Genomic DNA, 18242 nt, shown 5'->3' on the forward strand with positions numbered 1-18242 from the left:
GCCGAAGCCTGGGATGCGACGGCGATGACGATCAATTGGCCGGGCCTGCAGGCGCAGGCGAATGCCGACGCTGCCTTCCGGCGGGCCTGTGCGGCCGTGGAGGATCTTGACACCGCCGCGCTGATGAACCGGTTGTACCGATAGCCGCACCGGCATGGCCTGTTGCACGTTGACACTATGACAGTGAACTGTCATCTTTGGTTAAGCCGCGCCAAAGGAGCTGTGCAGTGACGGATCTGAAGTCCCCTACCCAAGCAGAGCCGTCGGCCATCGAGCCTGCGCAGATCAAGACCGTTCGGCCAGTGCTGTTCTGGTCGAGCGTAGGGGCGGTCTGCGTCGTCATCGCCGCCTACGTCTACATCTCATGGATCGCGTCGGGCAATGCGACTCCGGTGAATCCGGGTCCCGACCCGATCCCGACGGCCACCCGGTGGGCGATGACTGCCTTCCAAATCGCCTGCCCAATAATGGCATTGGTCGCGATCGGCTACGTGGTCCGTAAGAGCGTGCGCGAGCGCCAACTCTGCGTCGAAGCCGCCATCGTGATCGGATCGGCGATCGCCTGGTGGCACGATCCGCTGATCAACTGGTTTCAGCCGGCGCTGTTCTACAACGCCGGCCTGGTCAACTTCGGCAACTGGACGCAGAACATCCCCGGCTGGTTAAGCCCCGCCGGCCGATTGATGGCTGAACCAGTGCTGATGATCGGAATGATCTACATCTGGATGCCGTTGACCATGGGCTCGATCGCCCGCTGGGCCATGGGTCGCGCCCGCCGCCGGTGGCCGACGCTGGGACCTGTCCGCACCTTTTGCGCCGGTTGGCTTGCGGTGTACGTCATCGAGTTTCCGCTCGAGATCTTCGCGGTGCGCCACGGTCTGCTCGGCTATCCGGCATCGATTCCGGGCGTCACGCTGTGGGCGGGTCGGACCGTCCAGATTCCGCTGTACGGCCCCATTTTGTGGTCGCTGGTGCTCAGTTCGAGTGGCGCGCTGATGTTTTTCCGCAACGCCGAAGGCCAGACCCGCATCGAGGCGGGTATGCAGACCCTGCGGTGGGCCGGGCCACGGGTCGCGGGATTGCTGAGAGCGCTGGCCGTCACCGGGTTTCTGCACATGGTGGCGATCGGCGTCTACGATCTGCCGGTCAACTTTGCCGGCTTCTATGCCGGGCCGACCCAGACCTACCCCAGCTATCTGCGCACGCAATACTGCGGACCCGGTACCCCGCGGGCCTGCCCCGACGGCACCCGCTTCAACGATCGATAGGTCGCGCTATTTCAGGACCGCGGGCAGGGCGGCGAACTCCTGGCGGATCAGGTCGTCAAGCGACCGTCCCGGTGTCGACAACCACTGATTCAGGGCGCGCTCGACGAGCAGCATGCCGACGGCCGCCAGCAGTCGGCATTCGCTGTCGGGGGAAGGCATTCGGCGTCGTTCGGCGATCACTTGGGCGACGGTCTCGGCGTTGGCCTCGTGATTTTTGCGCTCCCGACCCAGTAGCACGAGCGACGATGCGACCGCCTCGTGGTACTGCCCGATCCTTTTACGGATGCGCTTGAGGCCCGGCGCAAGCAGGGCGAAGGAATTCGCCAACGCCTCGAAATCTGACATCTTCTCCGGTTGAGCTAGGTAGACCCCGCTCACCGCGTCGATGAAGTCGTACTCGCCGAAGAAGAGCACCGATTCCTTGGTCGGAAAGTAGCGGAAGAACGTTCTCGGCGAGACGCCGACGCTCTCGGCGATCTGGTCCGTGGTGGTCTCGTCGTAACCGTTGGTGCTGAACAGGTTCAGGGCCGCATTCAGCAGAGCATTGCGGACCCGGTCCGCATGCTCGTCCCGCGGTGATCGGTCGCCCCGGGCCATCGGCCACCCCCTCGTCCGTCTGAGTGTCCCGACAGTACAGCGATGACAGGTGCCGGCACATCGTTGACACTCGTCGTGGCACCAACGATACTTCCAATATATGACAGTTCACTGTCAAACCGACACTTAGGCGCTGGCCGGCGCGGGTAGAGAGGACGTCCGTCTCAATGACTGAGCTCGGCACAATAGGAACGCTGAATATCAACGATCTGCCTTTTGCGCAGGACCGTACGCGCGCCTGGCGGGAACTGAGGCAGGCAGGCGAAGCGGTGAGCTCCGGCGAGGAGGTCGTGTTGACCAGCGCCGAGGCCGTGGAGTTCGCGGCCAAAAGGCCTGAGATCTTCTCCTCGGCAAAAGCTTTCGACCGTTTGGGAAGTCCCGTGCCGCTGGTCCCGATCGCGATCGATCCGCCGGATCACACTCGGTTCCGCCGAATGCTTGATCCGTTTTTCAGCCCGAAGAAGATGGCCGAGCGTGAGCCCGAACTACGCAGGCAGGCCGCCGAGCTGATCGATGCCATCGTTGCGAGCGGTGAGTGCGACGTGGTCACCGATCTCGCGACACCTTTTCCCTCGCAGGTGTTTCTGACCCTGTTCGGGCTGCCCATGGCGGACCGCGACCGGCTGGTGCAGTGGAAGGATGCGATTCTGCAGTTCACCGATCCGAGCAGCACCGAGGCGACCCCGGAGGTGATGGCTCATGCTCTGGAACTGTTCAGCTATCTGACGGAGCACATCGCAGAGCGGCGGGCGAATTCGACCGGCAGCGACATGCTGACTCAGCTGATCCAAGACACCGACGAGGGCGGAATGTCCGATAACGAGATCCTCGGTCTGTGTTTCATGTTCGTGTTGGCAGGACTGGACACCGTCACCTCTGCTGTCGGGTTTTCCTTAGCCCGGCTGGCGGGTGACGCCGAGATGCGCCACCGTGTCGCGAATGACTTCGCGCTCATCCCGGCATTCATCGAGGAGATTCTGCGAGTCGACGGACCTGTCCCGTTTGCGCCACGCGTCACCACGGAGGATGTCGAAGTGGCGGGCAGGTTCGTGCCCAAGGACACCACGGTCATGCTCAGTTATGGCAGCGCCGACCGTGATCCGCGCCGATACGACGACGCTGACGGGATGCATCTCGACAGCAAGGCCGTGCACTTCGCATTCGGGCGTGGACCGCACCGATGTCTGGGTTCGCATCTGGCGCGTCTCGAACTCCGGCTGATCCTCGAGGAATGGCACTCCCGCATACCGGAATACACTCTGGCTCAGGACAAGCCGCCGCAGATGCCATGGCCGACCGGAACGATGTCGCTGAAGTCAGTACCGCTGCACATCGCGCAGCCCGCGCGATGACTCATCCGACCTTCGGGATAATTTCCTCGGCAACCCACTGCATGTGATCGAGATAGGCGTTAAGCCCTTCCAGCGCAGGCGGACTGACCCAAGTGTCCGTGACCCCGCGCTCAGCTAGCATGTTGCAGTTGTCGATGACCTGCTGGGCGCTCTGGCCGAACTGCGCATTCGGGTCGTCGACGATCGCGTGCTCCTGACCGATGGAAAGCACCGCCAGGCTGTAGAACAGCGAGAACGGCCGATCGTCGAACCCGGGCTGCGACCGTAGGTAGTCCATCTTGGCCGGCAACTCGTCGGGCTTGGTCAGCCATGGCGCCCAGCCGTCGCCGAACCGGGCCGCTCGGCGTAGCACCGCATCGGCGTCTCCGCCCATCCACACTGTCGGGTGGGGTTTGGAGATCGGCTTGGGCCCGAACGCGACGTCGTCAAACTTGACGAAATCGCCATCGAAGCTTGGCGAATCGCTGTGCCACAACTCGAACATCGCCTCGAGGCACTCGTCCGCCATGCGGCCGCGCTTGGTGAAGGGCACACCGATCGCGTCGTACTCTTCCTTGAGCCAGCCGACGCCGACAGTGGTCTGGGCACGACCGCCGCTGAGCCAATCGAGCGTTGCGATCTGCTTCGCGGCGACGATCGGGTTGTGCAACGGCAGGATCGTGACCATCGACCCGATGGTGATCGTCGAGGTGGCGCCTGCGACGAATGCCTGAGCGGTGGTGGCGTCGAAGTAGTGGTCTCCGGAGAACTCGAGATGAGCAGTCGGGGTGAGGAAGTGCTCGGGCAGGAACACCATCGAATAGCCCAGCTGTTCCGCGCGTTGGGCGGCTCGGGCGATATCGACGCCGGTGAGGTGGTGTTCCCACGGCTGCGTGATCGCCGCAACGTGCATGCAGTTGGGCAGGTTGACGGCGAATCTCATGTGGCGCCTTCCGATTTCATGGCTTGGTGGCGGAGCGCTGACTGGAGACACGAGGCCACGCCGAGCGCGACCCGTTCATTATGACAGTCTACTGCCACCCGTCAAGACCTGAGACCGCTGCGTTCACAGATTCAAATCGGCGGACACAGCAGCTATTCTGGTGCGACAATCGTCTGCAAATATGACAGTCTACTGTCAAGGTATACGACCAGGAGAACCATGCACACCGGCCCCACGGTGCCCTTGACCGATCCGATCCGGGGCAGGAGCGAACCCGATCGCCTCTGGACTCTGACGAACGTTGGCGAAGCGACGCCGGACATCCTCTCCCCGCTGTGCTGGTCACTCTGGGGGACCGGTGTCGAATTCGCGTCACGCGGCGGCCTCTACGACTTCGGAGTGCTGGGGTCATCGGCGCTTCGGGTACCCGACGACCCGAACCAGTGGAGCACCGCCTGCTTCTTTGGCAGACAAGCGATGAACGTCGATCGCGCCCGCGAACTCGCCGGGTTGCTGCCCGGAATGACCGGTGACGACTTCGAACGCGACCTCTTGGGCGCAGTGCGCCCCGATGCGGCTCCGACCCGTAGCGACCCTCGCCGGTTGCCGGCAGTCGTCGTCAAGGCGCCGTTGGTGCTGGCGCGGGAGCGGTCTGCTCCGCGCCGTCTACACCAGCGCCAGATGAACTGGTGGCGGGCAACCGTGCTAAATGGACGATGGCCTGACCCGCGGACTCTGCTGACTGATTCGTCGTACCGGTTCAGTGCGGCGATGCGGGTACATGTCCGTACTCGGCTCATCCTCAATGTGTTTCGCGCACAGGTCGAATCGATCGCCGTCAAGGCGGGTCGTGGTGATCTGGTGCCCGCGCTGTTGGCCGGGTACGGCGGTGTGATCGAAACCGAATTGGCCGACGACGTGTGGTCGTTGGGGCACCGACGGATCACGTTGGACGAGTTTGTTTATCGGCACGGTTTCCATGGTCCCAACGAGGGCAATGTGATCGGGCATTCGTGGCGGGAGGACCCAGACGCGGTCCTGCGCGCTGCCGCCGCCCACAGCGGCAGGCCCGAGGCCGACCGCCCGGCGGTGCGCGCAGAACGTGCAGCCTCGACGCGTCGGCAAGCCGAGGCAGATTTGCTCTCAACGCTTCCCGCGGCGCGACGCCTGCTGGTGCGTCGGCTGATGGCATTGACGGGGGCTCAGGTGCGAGCCGTGGAACTGACCAAGGCGTCGTTCCTGACCGCCGTTGACGGATGCCGCGCGGCCGCCGGCGGGTTCGGTGCTGAGCTGGCCGACGGCGGGACGCTGGATCGGGTTGACGACGCCTTTTACCTGACCGTGGACGAACTGCTGGCTCCGCTGCCTGCGAACGTGCGCGATTTGGTGGAGTTTCGCCGAAGCCGGCGCGAGGAGTACCGGCGCCTTGAGGTGCCGTCGGTTTTCACCGGGATGCCCGAGGCCGTCGAGATATCGGTCGAGCCGCCTTCAGAGGATGCCGTCATTCACGGAACGCCCGCAGGCCCAGGGGTCTTCGAAGGCACCGTAAGGGTGGTGGTCGATGCGGAATCTCACGACACCCTCGATGACGGCGAGGTCCTGGTGTGCAAGTTCGTCGACCCTGGCTGGACCGCCTTGGTCTCGCTGGCGGGTGCCCTGGTAACCGACATGGGCAGTCCCGCCAGTCACGGGGCGATCGTCGCGCGGGAGCTCGGTATCACGTGCGTGGTCGGAACGGGCAACGGCACCAGGGCATTACGCAGCGGCGACGTCGTGCGGGTGGACGGGGCCACCGGTGAGATCGTTGTGCTGGCCCGGTCTCGGGCCACGGTGGAGAAGTGAGCGTCGAGCCGGGCGCGCTCTCCTCGGGTCTGCCCGCGGCCAAGGAGCAAGTCGTGACCAGTTGCCCGCCGGTGTCGGGCTGGACCGAGAATCTGCTCTTCACGCCCTACGACCCGGCCCACGACGTCGGCATGTGGCTGCATCTGGGCACAGTCGCCGACATGTGGGAGATGTGGGAGGACCGCGTCCTCATCGCGCTGCCCGCCGAGCAGGGAGTGCTGTCCATGTGGGCGTATCACCGCACCACGCCCGAGCGCCGGCCCGCCGGGGCCAACTTGGCCTTTCGCTGTGAAGAGCCGTTTATCAAGTGGCACATCACCTTCGACGGGTTCTGTCTGCGGTCATCCTATGACGGGATGCGCAGCGCACTGCTGCCCGACGGGCCGAAGACCCACGTCCGGCTGGATCTGGAGGTGCACGGTGTGACTCCGGTGTGGGACGCCGAGGCGAGTCCGCTGACCGACTCGGGCGCCGGAATGGCCGAACAGAGCTGGGCCCGAGAACACTACGAGCAGCTCATCCGCGTCGTCGGTGAGGTCACCGTGGGATCGGCGACCTTCCCCTTCGACGGTGGCGGCTGGCGTGATCATTCCCGTGGACCACGCGGCGCGGACACCTTGACCGATTGGGGCGGGCACGTCATCGCCGGGGGAGTCATGCCCAGTGGCCGCGCATTCGGGTTCTGCAGGTATTGGGCCCGCGAGGGCCGCACCACGCTCCAGGGCGCCTACACGGTAAGCGACGGTGTGCTTAGACACGTTGAACTGGAGGAGATTCCACCGCGGGCGATGTTGCAGCGCGACGGTGAGCAATTTGCCTGCAAGCTCGATGGTCATGCGATCGAAGGCACCGTCCGCTCGTCACTGTGGCTGTCGATGGCCGACGGGCTGCCCTACGGGCTGGTGGATCCGGCGCGGGCGTACACCGTCAGCTGGGCCGAGGTGACGTGGGGCGAAGAGACCGGGTACGCGTACCTCGAGAGGTCGAGTCTCACCGGCCCACCACATTGACTATGACAGTCGACTGTCATAGTGTGACTTAGTCCCTGGCTGTTGCGAAAGGCGTGTGGCGTGGCTCCGAACCTTTTCATAGCGCTCACAAACCCGATCGAAGGCGAAGATGACGCCTTCAACAAGTGGTACGACGCCCAGCACGTTCCCGAGGTTCTCGATGTTCCCGGAGTCGTTGCGGCGCAACGCTACGACATCACCGAACTGAAGGTCCCCGACGATGAGGACCTGCCGGCTCAACTGCCGCCACCGACCCACCGTTACATGGTGATCTACGAGCTGGACAACGAGCCTGATGTTGTGATGGCGGAGTTCTTGAAACGCGTCATGGCTGGCACGTTGTCATTGGGCGAGTGGCTCGATCTGACCACGGTGTCCCTCACCGGGTGGGCGCCGCGTGGCGAACGCGTGTTGGCGGAGGGGTAGTGGGCGAACTACTCGCCGGCATCCACGCCCAGCGCGCCTGTCGGCGGTTCGATCCGGACGGCAAGGTGCCCGACTCCGACGTCGAACAGATGCTGGCGGCCGCGGTACACGGGCCGAGCGCGGAGAACACCCAGCCCTGGACGTTCATCGTGGTCCGCGACGAGAACAACCGCGCTCTGCTTGCCGATTGGTGGACAGAAACCTGGAACGCTGGCGGCGGCGACTTCGTCAAGCAAAGCGTCGAGGACAAGGTGCTGGTCGCCGACCTTGAATTCGGTTTCAGCAAAGGTGGATTCGCCGCGGCCCCCGTCGTGGTGGTGGTGTGCGCCGATACCGACCGCGTGCCGGAAGTCTACGCGCCATCCTCGATCTACCCGGCCGTGCAGAACATGCTGCTCGCCGCTGCCGACCTCGGCTATGGCTCATGTCTGACCACCGGCCTGACCACGTTCGGTGTCGATCGCGTGCGTGAACTGCTGCAGCTGCCGCAGAAGCTGATTCCGATGGCGGCGGTCTATTTGGGCCTGCCCGCACGCAAACTCTCGCCACCGCGCCGCCGCCCGGCGACATCGGTGACCTGCCGTGAGCGATTCGGCACTTCCTGGTGAACAGAATGGAGAGTTGCCAATGCCATTGGCGATAACTGAGGATCACCGCGCGCTCGCCGACGTGGCGGGCGCGATGGTAGCCGGCCGTGCGGGCACCGTGGGTGCCCGCGGGATCCTGCTCGACCCCGAAAAGAGCGGTCGGTGGTGGTCCACCGACGGACTCTGGAAAGAGATGGTCTCCACCGGGTGGCTTGGTCTGCACATCGACGAACGGTTCGACGGTCAGGGTTACGGACTGCCCGAACTGACGATCGTGTTGGAACAGCTGGGTCGCGCCGCGGTGGGTGGACCGTTTCTGCCGACGGTTGCGGTGTCCGCGGTGATCGCCGAAGCAGGGACCGACGAGCAGCGAGAGCGGTGGTTGCCGCGGCTGGTGTCCGGCGACGTCGTTGCAGGTATTGGCGTCAACGGTGATGCTGCCGTTCGCGATTCGACAGTCTCGGCCGCTTCGGTGCCGGCCTTGGCCGAGCCGGGAGCGGACATATTCCTGCTTCCCGCCGGCGACGACCTCGTCCTGGTGCAGGCCGGTGACGGGGTGAGTACACGCACCGTCGACTCGGTGGACCGACTGTTTGCACCGGTGATCGCGGTCAGCCTGGACTCCGCGCCGGTTGCTGAGATCTTCCAGGGCGCCGCCGGGATAGCGACGCGCATTCTTCGGCTGCTGGCCGCGGCCGAAGCGGTCGGTGGGTTGGGCGCGTGCACCGAGATGGCGACGGCCTACGCCGCCGCCCGCGAGCAGTTCGGCAGGCCCATCGGCTCGTTTCAGGCGGTCAAACATCACTGCGCGAACATGCTTGTCGACACCGAGCTGGCGGTCGCGGCCACCTGGGACGCCGCCCGCGCCGTCGGCGACGAAGCCGAGCTCACCGCGGCGATGGCCGCCGGACACGCGCTGACCGCCTATCAGCGGGTGGCGCTGCAGAACGCGCAGGTGCACGGCGGCATCGGCTACACCTGGGAGCACGACGCCCACCTCTACATCAGGCGGGCAACCGTCCTGAAGGCCTTCGCGGGTGACCAGGATGCATTGCAGGACAAGGTCATTGGGCTGCAGAGCAACGGGGTGCGCCGGCATCACTCGGTGGACCTGCCCGAGGGCGCCGGGCAGTATCGTCAAGCCGCATTGGATTTCCGCTCCGAACTCGAGGCGTCCGACCCCGACGGCCGTCAACGGCTTTGGGCGCGCAGTGGCTATCTGCAACCACACTGGCCCGCGCCGTACGGCCGGGCTGCGGACGGCGTCGAGCAGTTGATCATCGAGGACGCCCTGAGCGGCCTCGACAAGCCCAGCCTCGGACTCGGCGAATGGGTGGTGCCGACGCTGCTGCAGCACGGCAGCATCGAACAGATCGACCGATTGATATGGCCGAGCCTCGAGGGCGACCTGCGGTGGTGCCAGCTGTTCAGCGAGCCCGGCGCCGGCTCGGACGCGGCCGCGGTGGCCACTAAGGCCAGGCGGGTCGACGACGGCTGGGTGATCAGCGGTCAGAAAGTGTGGACCAGTGACGCGGTGAACTGCCAGCGCGGGCTGGCCACCGTGCGCACCGACCCGAACGTGCGCAAGCACAAAGGCATCACGGCGATGATCATCGACCTCACCGACCCGGCCGTCCACATCCGCCCGCTCACCGAGATCACCGGCGAGACGCTGTTCAACGAGGTCTTCTTCGATGACGTTTTCGTGCCCGACCGCGACGTGGTCGGGTCGGTGAACAATGGTTGGAGCGTAGCGATGGCGGCCTTCGGCAACGAGCGGGTGTCGATCGGCGGTGGCTCGGTCACGATGACCGCCGACGCTTTGATCGATCTGTGGGCTCGGCACCGGCCCGACGACACCGGCATCGCGCGCGACGTCGGTGCGCTGCTGATCGAGGCCTACTCGCTGGCCACGCTGAACCTGCGCCAGGCGGCGCGAGCCGTCTTCGACGCCGGGCCCGGAATCGAAGGCAACATCGCCAAGCTGTTCGGGGGGGAGCACGCTCAGCGCGTGGCAGAGCTCGCACTCCGTATCGCCGACCGGGCCATTCTGGTCGGCGGGGAACCCGATGTCGTACACGACTATCTGTTCAGCCGGTGCCTGACGATCGCGGGCGGCACGTCGGAAATCGTCAGAAACCTGATCGCCGAGCGCATCCTCGGCCTGCCGCGCGATCCAGCGCCCAAGTAGATCGGAGACCAGATGACCTGTGCCGTCGTCGGAATCGGGCGTACCTCGTATTCCCGCAACTCCGGCCGCACCACCCGCGGGATGGCCGTGGCCGCCTGCCGCGACGCCATCGCCGACGCCGGCCTGACGGCGAGCGACGTCGACGGTATCTGCACCTACATGGCCAACGACTCCGAGCAGCCGATCTTCGTAGGGTGGGCGCTGGGCATCGACGAATTAGCCTGGGCCAACGCCATGTACGGCGGCGGCAACCTCGTCGCCGACCAAATCGCCACCGCGGCCGCGGTGATCGAGGCCGGTATGTGCAAGGCCGTGCTGGTGTACCGCTCGCTCAATGGCCGCTCCGGCTACCGGTTCGGCCACATCGAGGGACCGATGCATGTCCAGCACCACGACCAGTTCGACACGGCGTCCGGCTTCATGGTGCCGCCGCAGTGGTTCGCGATGTGGGCCCGTCGCCACCAGCACGAGTTCGGCTCCACCAGTGAGGATCTCGGTCAGATCGCGATCACCCAACGCAACCACGCAGGGCCCAACGAGCATGCGCTGCGACGCGAACCCCTGACGATGGACGACTATCTGTCCTCCCGGTGGATCAACGAGCCGTTTCGGGTGCTGGACTGCACGTCGGAGGTAGACGGCGCAGTGGCGGTACTGATAGTCGGCGAAGACATCGCCCGCGATGCCGACCAGCCCCCGATGTGGCTCGTCGGGTCGTCGAATTCGCAGGGCGGTGCCGGCTGGAGCGAGTGGGATGACCCCACCGAGATGTACTCGCGTACAGCAGGTCCGAAGATCTGGGAAAAGACGGGGCTGAGTCCGTCGGATATGGATGTGGCCTGCATGTACGACTGCTTCACCTACACAGTGATGGCCACTATGGAGGGCTTCGGATTCTGCGAGAAGGGCGAAGTGGGCAAGTTCTTCTCGACCGGACGCGCCACTTATGGCGGTGACGTAGTGGTCAACCCGCACGGTGGGTTGCTGTCCGAGGGCTACATCCACGGCCTCAACCACCACTACGAGGCAGCGCTGCAACTGCGTCACGCGGCCGGTGTGCGTCAGGTCGACGATGCCCAGCTGGCGCTGGTCACCGCGGGTGGTGGGCCGTTCGGCGGCGCGAATGTCTACAGCAGGGAGCACCCGTGACGAATCCTGCACTGGTGGCACCGGTTCCGGTGCCCGACCCCGATTCGACGCCCTACTGGGAAGGTCTGAAGAACGGCAAGTTGACGCTGTGCCGCTGCGACGACACCGGCAAGTGGATCCATCCGCCGTTGGAACGCAGTCGGTACACCGGTGGTCCCGTGCACTTCGAGGAAGTCAGCGGCGACGGCACGATCTTCAGCTACATCGTGGTGCGCCAGGCCCTCGTTCCCGGCCGGGTGCCGCCTTATGTCGTCGGGCTCATCGAACTCGTGGAGCAGCCGGGACTGCGGATCAATGCGGTCATCGATGTTGATCCAGCCGATGTCCGAATCGGGCAGCCGGTGCACGTGCGAATCACCGATCTCGGTGAAAGCGGTTATCGCATACCCGAATTCGTCATCAAATAGAGGTAGGCGACCACTATGACAACTGATCAAAAGCCCGGCGGCGCGGTTAACAGCCGGGGTTTGACAGAAGGTACGCACCGGCCGGAACACATGATGCATGTCGTTCCGCTGCATCGGTGCAGTTCGGAGCTAGGGGACGAGGTCGGCGGCAAGGCTACCGGCCTTGCGGCGCTGACCAAGCAAGGTCTGTCGGTTCCCCCAGGGTTTGTAATAACTGTGAGCGCCTACCGTGAGGCCGTTGCCGCCGCAGGGGTGGCGCCACGCATCGCCGAACTACTGACGACAACGGGTACCGACCTGGACCGGTCGGCGGCAATCACCGCGCTGTTCGATCAAGTCGCCCTGCCGGAGAGCCTCGCTGTCCAGGCCGTCGAGGCTTACGCCCAGATCGGTGGCGGACCGGTGGCGGTACGGTCAAGCGCGATCGCCGAGGACACGGCCGAGGCGTCGTTTGCCGGTCAGCAAGATACCTATCTGTGGATCGAGGGTGCGCCCGCGCTGCTTGATGCCGTTGTCCGTTGTTGGGCAAGTCTGTATACACCGCGGGCGATCGGGTATCGCCGGCGGTTCAACGTGGCTTCCGATGATGTCGCGATGGCGGTCGTTGTTCAGCAAATGGTGCCGGCCGTCGCGGCGGGGGTGACGATGACGTTGGAGCCGGTGACGGGAGACCGTCGCCAGATCTATATCGCGTCAGCCCTTGGCCTGGGTGAAGGCGTGGTCAAGGGCGATGTGGAAACCGACAGCGCCTGGGTCGATAAGTCCCCCTTGTGCTTGCGCAAGCAGGAGATTGCGCGCCAGACTCGCGCTCATCGGTACGAGTCCGGGGCGGTCAGGATTGTCGATCTCGCCCCCGGCGAGGGCGACGCACCCAGCCTCGATGACGACACGCTGCTCCGAGTTGCGCGCCTCGCCCTACAAATTGAGCAGAACGCCGGGCACGCCGTGGACGTCGAGTGGGCCGTGGATGCCGACGGCGAGGTTCATCTGCTGCAGGCCAGACCGGAGACCGTCTGGAATAACCGATAGGTCGAGCCCGGAGGATGGCGCGAGCCGCATGTCCTGCACCACTACGCCGGTGAGCGCTCGACGTGGACGACGACCAACGCGACCGAGGCAATTCCCGGGCATCCAGACACCGCTCGGGGTGTCGTTGGTGGACCATGCGGGTGAGCACACGTGAATTCTCGCTGTCAGCTCTTGTCGCGGGAAAGGATCGTCACGGCGGCCGGCCCACCGACGTTGTGCGCCAACCCCACTCGTGCTCCATCGACCTGGTTCGCGGCGTCCGACCGACGTCTCGGAAAGGGTGCTGTTCCTCAGCTCAACAACTTGCCGGTGCCGAGGTCAGAATAGGCCTCGGCGAAGCGGCCAAGCACAGCATGTACGATCTCGACGGAATACATCTGATCGGGCGTAATGGCCCACATACAAAACCCCCACGCCGGGCTCTGCCGATAGGCGGTCCACATCTGTTCGCGGTCCGGCACGGATGAGACGCCGGCGTCGATCAGTCGCCCGCGGTAGTTGTTGAGCAGTTCACGCTCGTGCTCGCGACGCGAAGCAGGCGGCAGCGCGCCGATCAACGCGTATCCGACGTCGTGGGACCACGAACCCCGTCGCACCAACTGCCAGTCCAGTAGCCCCACTCGGCCATCTGGAAGGACGTAGGTGTTGCGCGGGTGCGGGTCCCCGTGCAGCAGCGTGATCGGTTCGTGAGCCACTCGGTCCTGCAGGGTCCAGAACGCCGCCTCCATGGTGTCCATGTCGGCGCCGGTTGCGTTGAGAAGCTCCCGCTTATAGGGAATGTCGATGAACGTACGGATGATCGCGAAACCGTTGGTGCGCAGGAATTCTGCGAACCCGCCGGTGACGGGATGCTGCAGCCACGCCAGGTCGCCGCGTCCATCGAGCCTCGGATTCGCCCAGAACGGGGCGTGCACATGGCTCAACGTCGTCAACAGCTCGTCGACCTGCTCGACCTGCAGACCGGCCACCGCGTCGGGAACCTGCGCACCGCGCATCGTGATGTCTTCGCCGATCACCAGGAACTGTGATGGGCCGTCGAGATGTTCAGCGAAGTAGGTCGTCATGGTCTCGACGTCGAGGTCGTCACGAAGATTGCGATAGAACGTCGTCTCATCGTCCAGCAGCACCGTTCCGCCGCCGCCCTCCGATAGCGACTCGTCGACCGCGGCGGGAAGATCGTGCACCGTGCCAAGTTGTGTCTTGACGAAAAGCTTTGAAGGTAAGCCGGTGTCGTCATCGGCGTAGTCAACGTCGAGATGGATGTGTGAGGTGGTCCCTTGCCAGGTGCTCCGGACCCGCACATCGGTGACCGTCACCGCGGGCCGGTGGCGACGCAGCAGCGAGGTCAGAACGGCCGGAGTCAGGTCCCCGGGGGAGCGCAGCGTGACGGGCGAGGCTTGGCTGATCATGTCGCGTCCTCATCGACGGTTTGACAGTTGACTGTCACATTAGCAGTATCTGGCCCAGCGGCGTGATCAGTTCTTGACCGGGCGGAACAACGGCAACCACACCCGGCTGTCTTCCTCGCCCGACAACGCGGTCCAGTCTTCGAACAAGGCCTCGACGGCCATCCCGACGCTGATCTCGTCCGGAGCAACGTCGACCACGTTGGAAATCAGGCGGGTATCGGGCTCCTCGGCAAGCTCGACCATTGCCACGATGTAGGGCGGTTCGAAACCCGGAATCCAGCTCTGGCGGTTGACGGTATAGGCCGCGACCACTGCCCGTCCGGAGACGGGCTCCGGTGCAACGTCGGTGCTTCGGCAGCGCCAGCAGGCCGGCCCCGGCGGGTGAAAGAAGTGGCCGCAAACGTGACAGCGGGTGATCAGCAACTCGCCGTTGCGCCCACCGGTCCAGAACGCATGCGACTCGGCGGTTGGGCTGGGCGCCAATCGCAACTGGGGACGTTGGTAGGTCATGACCCGACCAACGATCGACCGATCACCAGCCGCTGAATCTGGTTGGTGCCCTCGAAGATCTGGGTGATCTTTGCTTCGCGCATGTAGCGCTCGACGCGGTAATCCCTGGTATATCCGTAGCCACCGAACACCTGTACGGCATCGGTGGTGACCATCATTGCGGCATCGGTGGCAATCAACGTCGCCACCGACGCGTTGCGCGAGTACGGGAGTCCCGCGTCGCGCCGACGCGCCGCGTCCAGATACGTGGCGCGCGCAGAGTCAACCGCGGCGGCCATGTCGGCCAGCAGGAACGCGAGGCCCTGATGATCGATGATCTTGCGGCCGAACGTCGTTCGCTGCTGAGCATAGGAAACCGCCTCGTCGAGCGCCGCCTGCGCCAGCCCGACAGCCACCGCCGCGATGCCCAGACGTCCGGAATCCAGGGCGCTGAAGGCGATCTGGAGGCCCTGTCCCTCGACGCCGATCCGGCGTTGGGCAGAGACGAACGCACTGTCGTAATGCGCCGTAGTGGTCGGGATGGCATGCAAGCCCATCTTCTCCTCGGGCTCGCCGAACGTGAGTCCGTCGGTGCCCTTGTCGACCAGGAAGCATGAAATACCCTGTCCGCCTTCCCCCGTGCGGGCGAACAGGCTGTAAAAGTCGGCGATGCCGCCGTGAGTGATCCATGCCTTCGAGCCGTCGATGCGGTATCCGCCGTCAATTGCGACGGCCTTGCACGTGAGTGCGGCGGCATCGGAACCGGCCTGCGGCTCGGATAAGCTATAGGCACCAATCGTGTTACCGCCCAACATGTTCGGCAGCCACTGCTGTCGTTGCTCATCGGTGCCGAACGCGATCAACGGATGGCAGGACAGGACATGGACGCTGACTGCTACGGCCACTGCCGCCCACCGTGCCGCCAATTCCTCGAGAACCTGTAGGTACACCTCGTAGGGCTGCCCGCCACCGCCCCACTCCTCCGGATGCGGCAGTGTCAGCAACCCGGTCTCACCCAGGATCGCGAAAACTCCTTCTGGATAGGTCTCGTTCTTCTCATGCTCGTCGACGATGGGATCGAGCACCTTGTCGGCGATGTCGGCGGCCAGTCGAACGAGTTCGCGCGCTTCGGGTGTCGGCAGGAGTCGGTCAACGGTCATGGTCGCCTGTCCTGCCACTGGCAACCGGTCAACTCCGCGGAGATATCCCACAGCCGTCGGGCACTGTCCGCGTCGCGGGCCTTGTCTCTGAGCTTTGTGGGCTTCGGTTTTCCCCACTGGTGCATCACGCCGCGCGGCGCGATGTAGGTGCCGTTGGGCAGTGTCGTGGTGATCGCTTGAATGGTCGAGCGGGCACCGTCGGCCGGGCTCTGCGCGATGCGCGGCGCGAGCACTCGGCCCGCCCACCGCAATACTCCCGAACCGTTGCGGGTGATTCCGGTGTCGGTCATGCCCGGGTCGGACGCGTAGGCGGTCTTTCCACGGGCGACCAGTCCGTGGACGAACAGTAGGTTCGCCAGCTTGGATTCCCCGTACGCCGACCACGGGTTGTACCGGCGCCGGCGATAGTTGAGGTCGTCAAAGTGGATGCGGGCAGTCGTGTAGTTGGTGCTTGCCACCGCGACAACACGATCGCGGATCCGGTCGCCGAGCAGGCATGTCAACGCGAAGTGGCCAAGGTGGTTGGTACCCATGTGAGCCTCGAAACCGTCGGCCGTGCGGGCGAGCGGCAAGCCCAACACGCCGGCGTTGTTCACCAGCACGTGGACGTAGTCAACGGTGTCGGCGAATTTGCGCACGCTGGTGAGGTCGGCCAGGTCCAGCTCGCGGACCTCGACGTCGCCGGGCATCGACGCCGCGGCCTGGTAGCCCTTTGTCACGGTCCGGCAGGCGATGATCACCTCGTGGCCGGCGGCGGCCATTGCATGCGCGGTCGCCTTGCCGACGCCACTATTTCCGCCGGTGACAATGATCCGCACGTCGCCGTGCCCTCCTTCGCGACAATTCACCTAAACAGTAAACTATTTATCGTTTTGGTGAAACGGTGAGGAGAGGCGTTGCGAAGTAATCATCGAACTGGTTCGGTTCAGCCGCTCGAATGACCTGGCTCAAGCGGATTTGCGCAGTCCATGAACGCAGTGAACGTGCTGCGGTCATCGGCGAAGTGGGCGCCGTCAGCGGTCGCGAACTGATCGGCAAGGCCGTCACCGCCGCAGACCTGCTCGTCGACCTCGATGCCCCGACAGGTCAGCCTGTCCCCGCGTTGCTCACCACCAACGCCCGCGCGCTTGCCCTTCTTTTGGGCGGTGCCGCCGCTAATAGACCGCTCGCTCCGCTCGGGCCGCGGCAGACTCCCATCGAGCTGGCCGAGACGGTGCGTCGGACCGGCTCATCAGTCCTGCTCACTGAGGCCGCGTTCGCCGAGACTGCTCGACAGGTCGCCGACGCGATTGGGATACGGGCGGTGACAATCCCTTTCTTGGCGGTCTCGAACCGGCCGTTGGATCCGGAACCAGGTCCCACAGCGATCTACCTGCACACCGCCGGGAGCACCGGAGCCCCCAAACGAGTTCCGCTGACCGATCACGTGCTCGACACCCGCGCCGAGCTTTTGCATCGCCTGATCGATATCGGCCCTGACGACCGCTATGCCACCGGCTCACCGCTACATCACATCGGGGGACTGGGCAACGTCCTGGTGGCCCTCACGCGTGGGGCGGCGGTTATCTGTACCACCAGATTCTCCGTCGATTGGTGGCGCAAGCTGAAGCAACTCGATGCCACTCATTGCCTGCTCGTGCCGACCATGATCGAAATGTTGCTCAGCGAGGGGCTTCTCGACGCGGTTCCACTGAAGACGTTGATCTATGGCGCCTCGCCGATCACCGTCGAGACGTTGCGACGCGTTCTCGACGTCCTGCCGGACGTCGCGATGGTCAGCCTCTACGGCCAAACCGAAGGCAGTCCGATCACCAGCTTGGGCCCAGACGATCATCGATTGGCCGCAGTCAGGAGCCCCGACGTTCTGCACACCGTGGGCCGGCCGGTGAGCGGACTGCGCCTGGAGATCAACGAGCCGGACCGGGCGGGAATCGGCGAAGTGCTCGCCGCCGCGGGGCACCTTTCCGCCAGGGACGCCGATGGGTGGTTGCACACCGGTGATCTGGGCGTGCTGGATGCCGACGGTTATCTCCGTCTTTGCGGTCGTCGGCACGACATGGTGGTCCGCGGCGGGGAGAACGTCTATCCGGTGGAAGTCGAGAATGTGCTCAGTGCCCACCGCGCGGTCGCAACGGTCGGCGTGGTGGGTGTGCCGGATCGGCGACTGGGAGAAACCTTGGCCGCGTTCATAATTCCAACGGACCGAGCCCATTCGCCACAGCCCGAGGAACTGGCTTCCTTCGCTCGCGAAACGCTCGCCGGCTTCAAGATTCCGCAGTACTGGTATTTCGTCGACGAGCTGCCGCTGAACAGCGCCGGCAAGGTCGTTCGCAGCCAACTTCGGCAATCACACCTCGAGCTAGGCGGGAAGCTGGATCTTATCCGTTAAATAGTTTAACGTCTC

17 protein-coding genes are annotated in these 18242 nt (G+C 64.7%); 11 read left to right on the forward strand and 6 right to left on the reverse strand.

The features are described from left to right. Nucleotides 1-227: 227 nt before the first annotated feature. Complete coding sequence (locus tag VGG53_RS00265; protein ID WP_331515933.1) at nucleotides 228-1268, forward strand: spirocyclase AveC family protein; 1041 nt, start codon at nucleotides 228-230, stop codon at nucleotides 1266-1268. A 6-nt stretch (nucleotides 1269-1274) separates the two neighbouring features. On the opposite strand, the gene VGG53_RS00270 is transcribed toward VGG53_RS00265, so the two are convergent. Then, complete coding sequence (locus VGG53_RS00270; protein WP_331515934.1) at nucleotides 1275-1865, reverse strand: TetR family transcriptional regulator; 591 nt, start codon at nucleotides 1863-1865, stop codon at nucleotides 1275-1277. Between the two features lie 167 nt (nucleotides 1866-2032). Between VGG53_RS00270 and VGG53_RS00275 the strand changes: the two genes are divergently transcribed. Then, a complete protein-coding gene (locus tag VGG53_RS00275) occupies nucleotides 2033-3217 on the forward strand; it encodes a cytochrome P450 (RefSeq protein ID WP_331515935.1) in 1185 nt (394 codons plus the stop codon). A gap of 1 nt (nucleotide 3218) precedes the next feature. Here the strand turns inward: VGG53_RS00275 and VGG53_RS00280 are convergent, their stop codons facing one another. Continuing rightward, a complete protein-coding gene (locus VGG53_RS00280; protein ID WP_331515936.1) occupies nucleotides 3219-4139 on the reverse strand; it encodes a TIGR03619 family F420-dependent LLM class oxidoreductase in 921 nt (306 codons plus the stop codon). 219 nt (nucleotides 4140-4358) lie between these two features. On the opposite strand from VGG53_RS00280, the gene VGG53_RS00285 reads away from it, so the two are divergent. From VGG53_RS00285 to VGG53_RS00320, 8 genes are all read left to right on the forward strand, one after another. Further along, nucleotides 4359-5981 (forward strand): PEP-utilizing enzyme, encoded by a 1623-nt coding sequence (locus VGG53_RS00285; RefSeq protein WP_331515938.1) that lies wholly within the window; start codon nucleotides 4359-4361, stop codon nucleotides 5979-5981. After that, nucleotides 5978-6991, forward strand: a complete 1014-nt coding sequence (locus VGG53_RS00290; RefSeq protein ID WP_331515939.1) for a 6-phosphofructokinase — start codon at nucleotides 5978-5980, stop codon at nucleotides 6989-6991. Before VGG53_RS00285 ends, VGG53_RS00290 begins: the two co-directional genes overlap by 4 nt. A gap of 60 nt (nucleotides 6992-7051) precedes the next feature. Continuing rightward, nucleotides 7052-7417, forward strand: a complete 366-nt coding sequence (locus tag VGG53_RS00295) for a hypothetical protein (RefSeq protein WP_331515940.1) — start codon at nucleotides 7052-7054, stop codon at nucleotides 7415-7417. Beyond that, a complete protein-coding gene (locus VGG53_RS00300) occupies nucleotides 7417-8025 on the forward strand; it encodes a nitroreductase family protein (RefSeq protein WP_331515941.1) in 609 nt (202 codons plus the stop codon). The genes VGG53_RS00295 and VGG53_RS00300 overlap by 1 nt, the downstream gene beginning before the upstream one ends. 19 nt (nucleotides 8026-8044) lie before the next feature. After that, nucleotides 8045-10195, forward strand: coding sequence for an acyl-CoA dehydrogenase (locus tag VGG53_RS00305; RefSeq protein WP_331515942.1), 2151 nt, complete (start codon nucleotides 8045-8047; stop codon nucleotides 10193-10195). Nucleotides 10196-10207: 12 nt separating this feature from the next. Continuing rightward, a complete protein-coding gene (locus tag VGG53_RS00310) occupies nucleotides 10208-11344 on the forward strand; it encodes a thiolase C-terminal domain-containing protein (protein WP_331515943.1) in 1137 nt (378 codons plus the stop codon). Continuing rightward, entirely contained in the window at nucleotides 11341-11751 is a 411-nt protein-coding gene (locus VGG53_RS00315) for a Zn-ribbon domain-containing OB-fold protein (RefSeq protein ID WP_331515945.1), read from the forward strand. The genes VGG53_RS00310 and VGG53_RS00315 overlap by 4 nt, the downstream gene beginning before the upstream one ends. 93 nt (nucleotides 11752-11844) lie before the next feature. Next, nucleotides 11845-12780, forward strand: a complete 936-nt coding sequence (locus VGG53_RS00320) for a PEP/pyruvate-binding domain-containing protein (RefSeq protein WP_331515986.1) — start codon at nucleotides 11845-11847, stop codon at nucleotides 12778-12780. Between the two features lie 290 nt (nucleotides 12781-13070). Here VGG53_RS00320 and VGG53_RS00325 read toward each other — a convergent pair whose 3' ends face one another. The 4 genes from VGG53_RS00325 to VGG53_RS00340 all read right to left on the reverse strand — a co-directional run bounded on the left by VGG53_RS00325 (nucleotide 13071) and on the right by VGG53_RS00340 (nucleotide 16656). Continuing rightward, entirely contained in the window at nucleotides 13071-14189 is a 1119-nt protein-coding gene (locus VGG53_RS00325) for a phosphotransferase (RefSeq protein ID WP_331515946.1), read from the reverse strand. A gap of 66 nt (nucleotides 14190-14255) precedes the next feature. Next, a complete protein-coding gene (locus VGG53_RS00330) occupies nucleotides 14256-14699 on the reverse strand; it encodes a Zn-ribbon domain-containing OB-fold protein (RefSeq protein ID WP_331515947.1) in 444 nt (147 codons plus the stop codon). Then, nucleotides 14696-15838, reverse strand: coding sequence for an acyl-CoA dehydrogenase family protein (locus VGG53_RS00335; RefSeq protein WP_331515948.1), 1143 nt, complete (start codon nucleotides 15836-15838; stop codon nucleotides 14696-14698). The genes VGG53_RS00330 and VGG53_RS00335 overlap by 4 nt, the downstream gene beginning before the upstream one ends. Next, entirely contained in the window at nucleotides 15835-16656 is an 822-nt protein-coding gene (locus VGG53_RS00340; RefSeq protein WP_331515949.1) for an SDR family NAD(P)-dependent oxidoreductase, read from the reverse strand. Before VGG53_RS00340 ends, VGG53_RS00335 begins: the two co-directional genes overlap by 4 nt. A gap of 119 nt (nucleotides 16657-16775) precedes the next feature. On the opposite strand from VGG53_RS00340, the gene VGG53_RS00345 reads away from it, so the two are divergent. Continuing rightward, nucleotides 16776-18227: a fatty acid--CoA ligase family protein gene (locus VGG53_RS00345; RefSeq protein WP_331515950.1), complete on the forward strand. Its 1452-nt coding sequence runs from the start codon at nucleotides 16776-16778 to the stop codon at nucleotides 18225-18227. Nucleotides 18228-18242 lie beyond the last annotated feature (15 nt).

Origin of the sequence: Mycobacterium sp. (assembly GCF_036490025.1) — a bacterium.
Lineage (GTDB): Bacteria > Actinomycetota > Actinomycetes > Mycobacteriales > Mycobacteriaceae > Mycobacterium.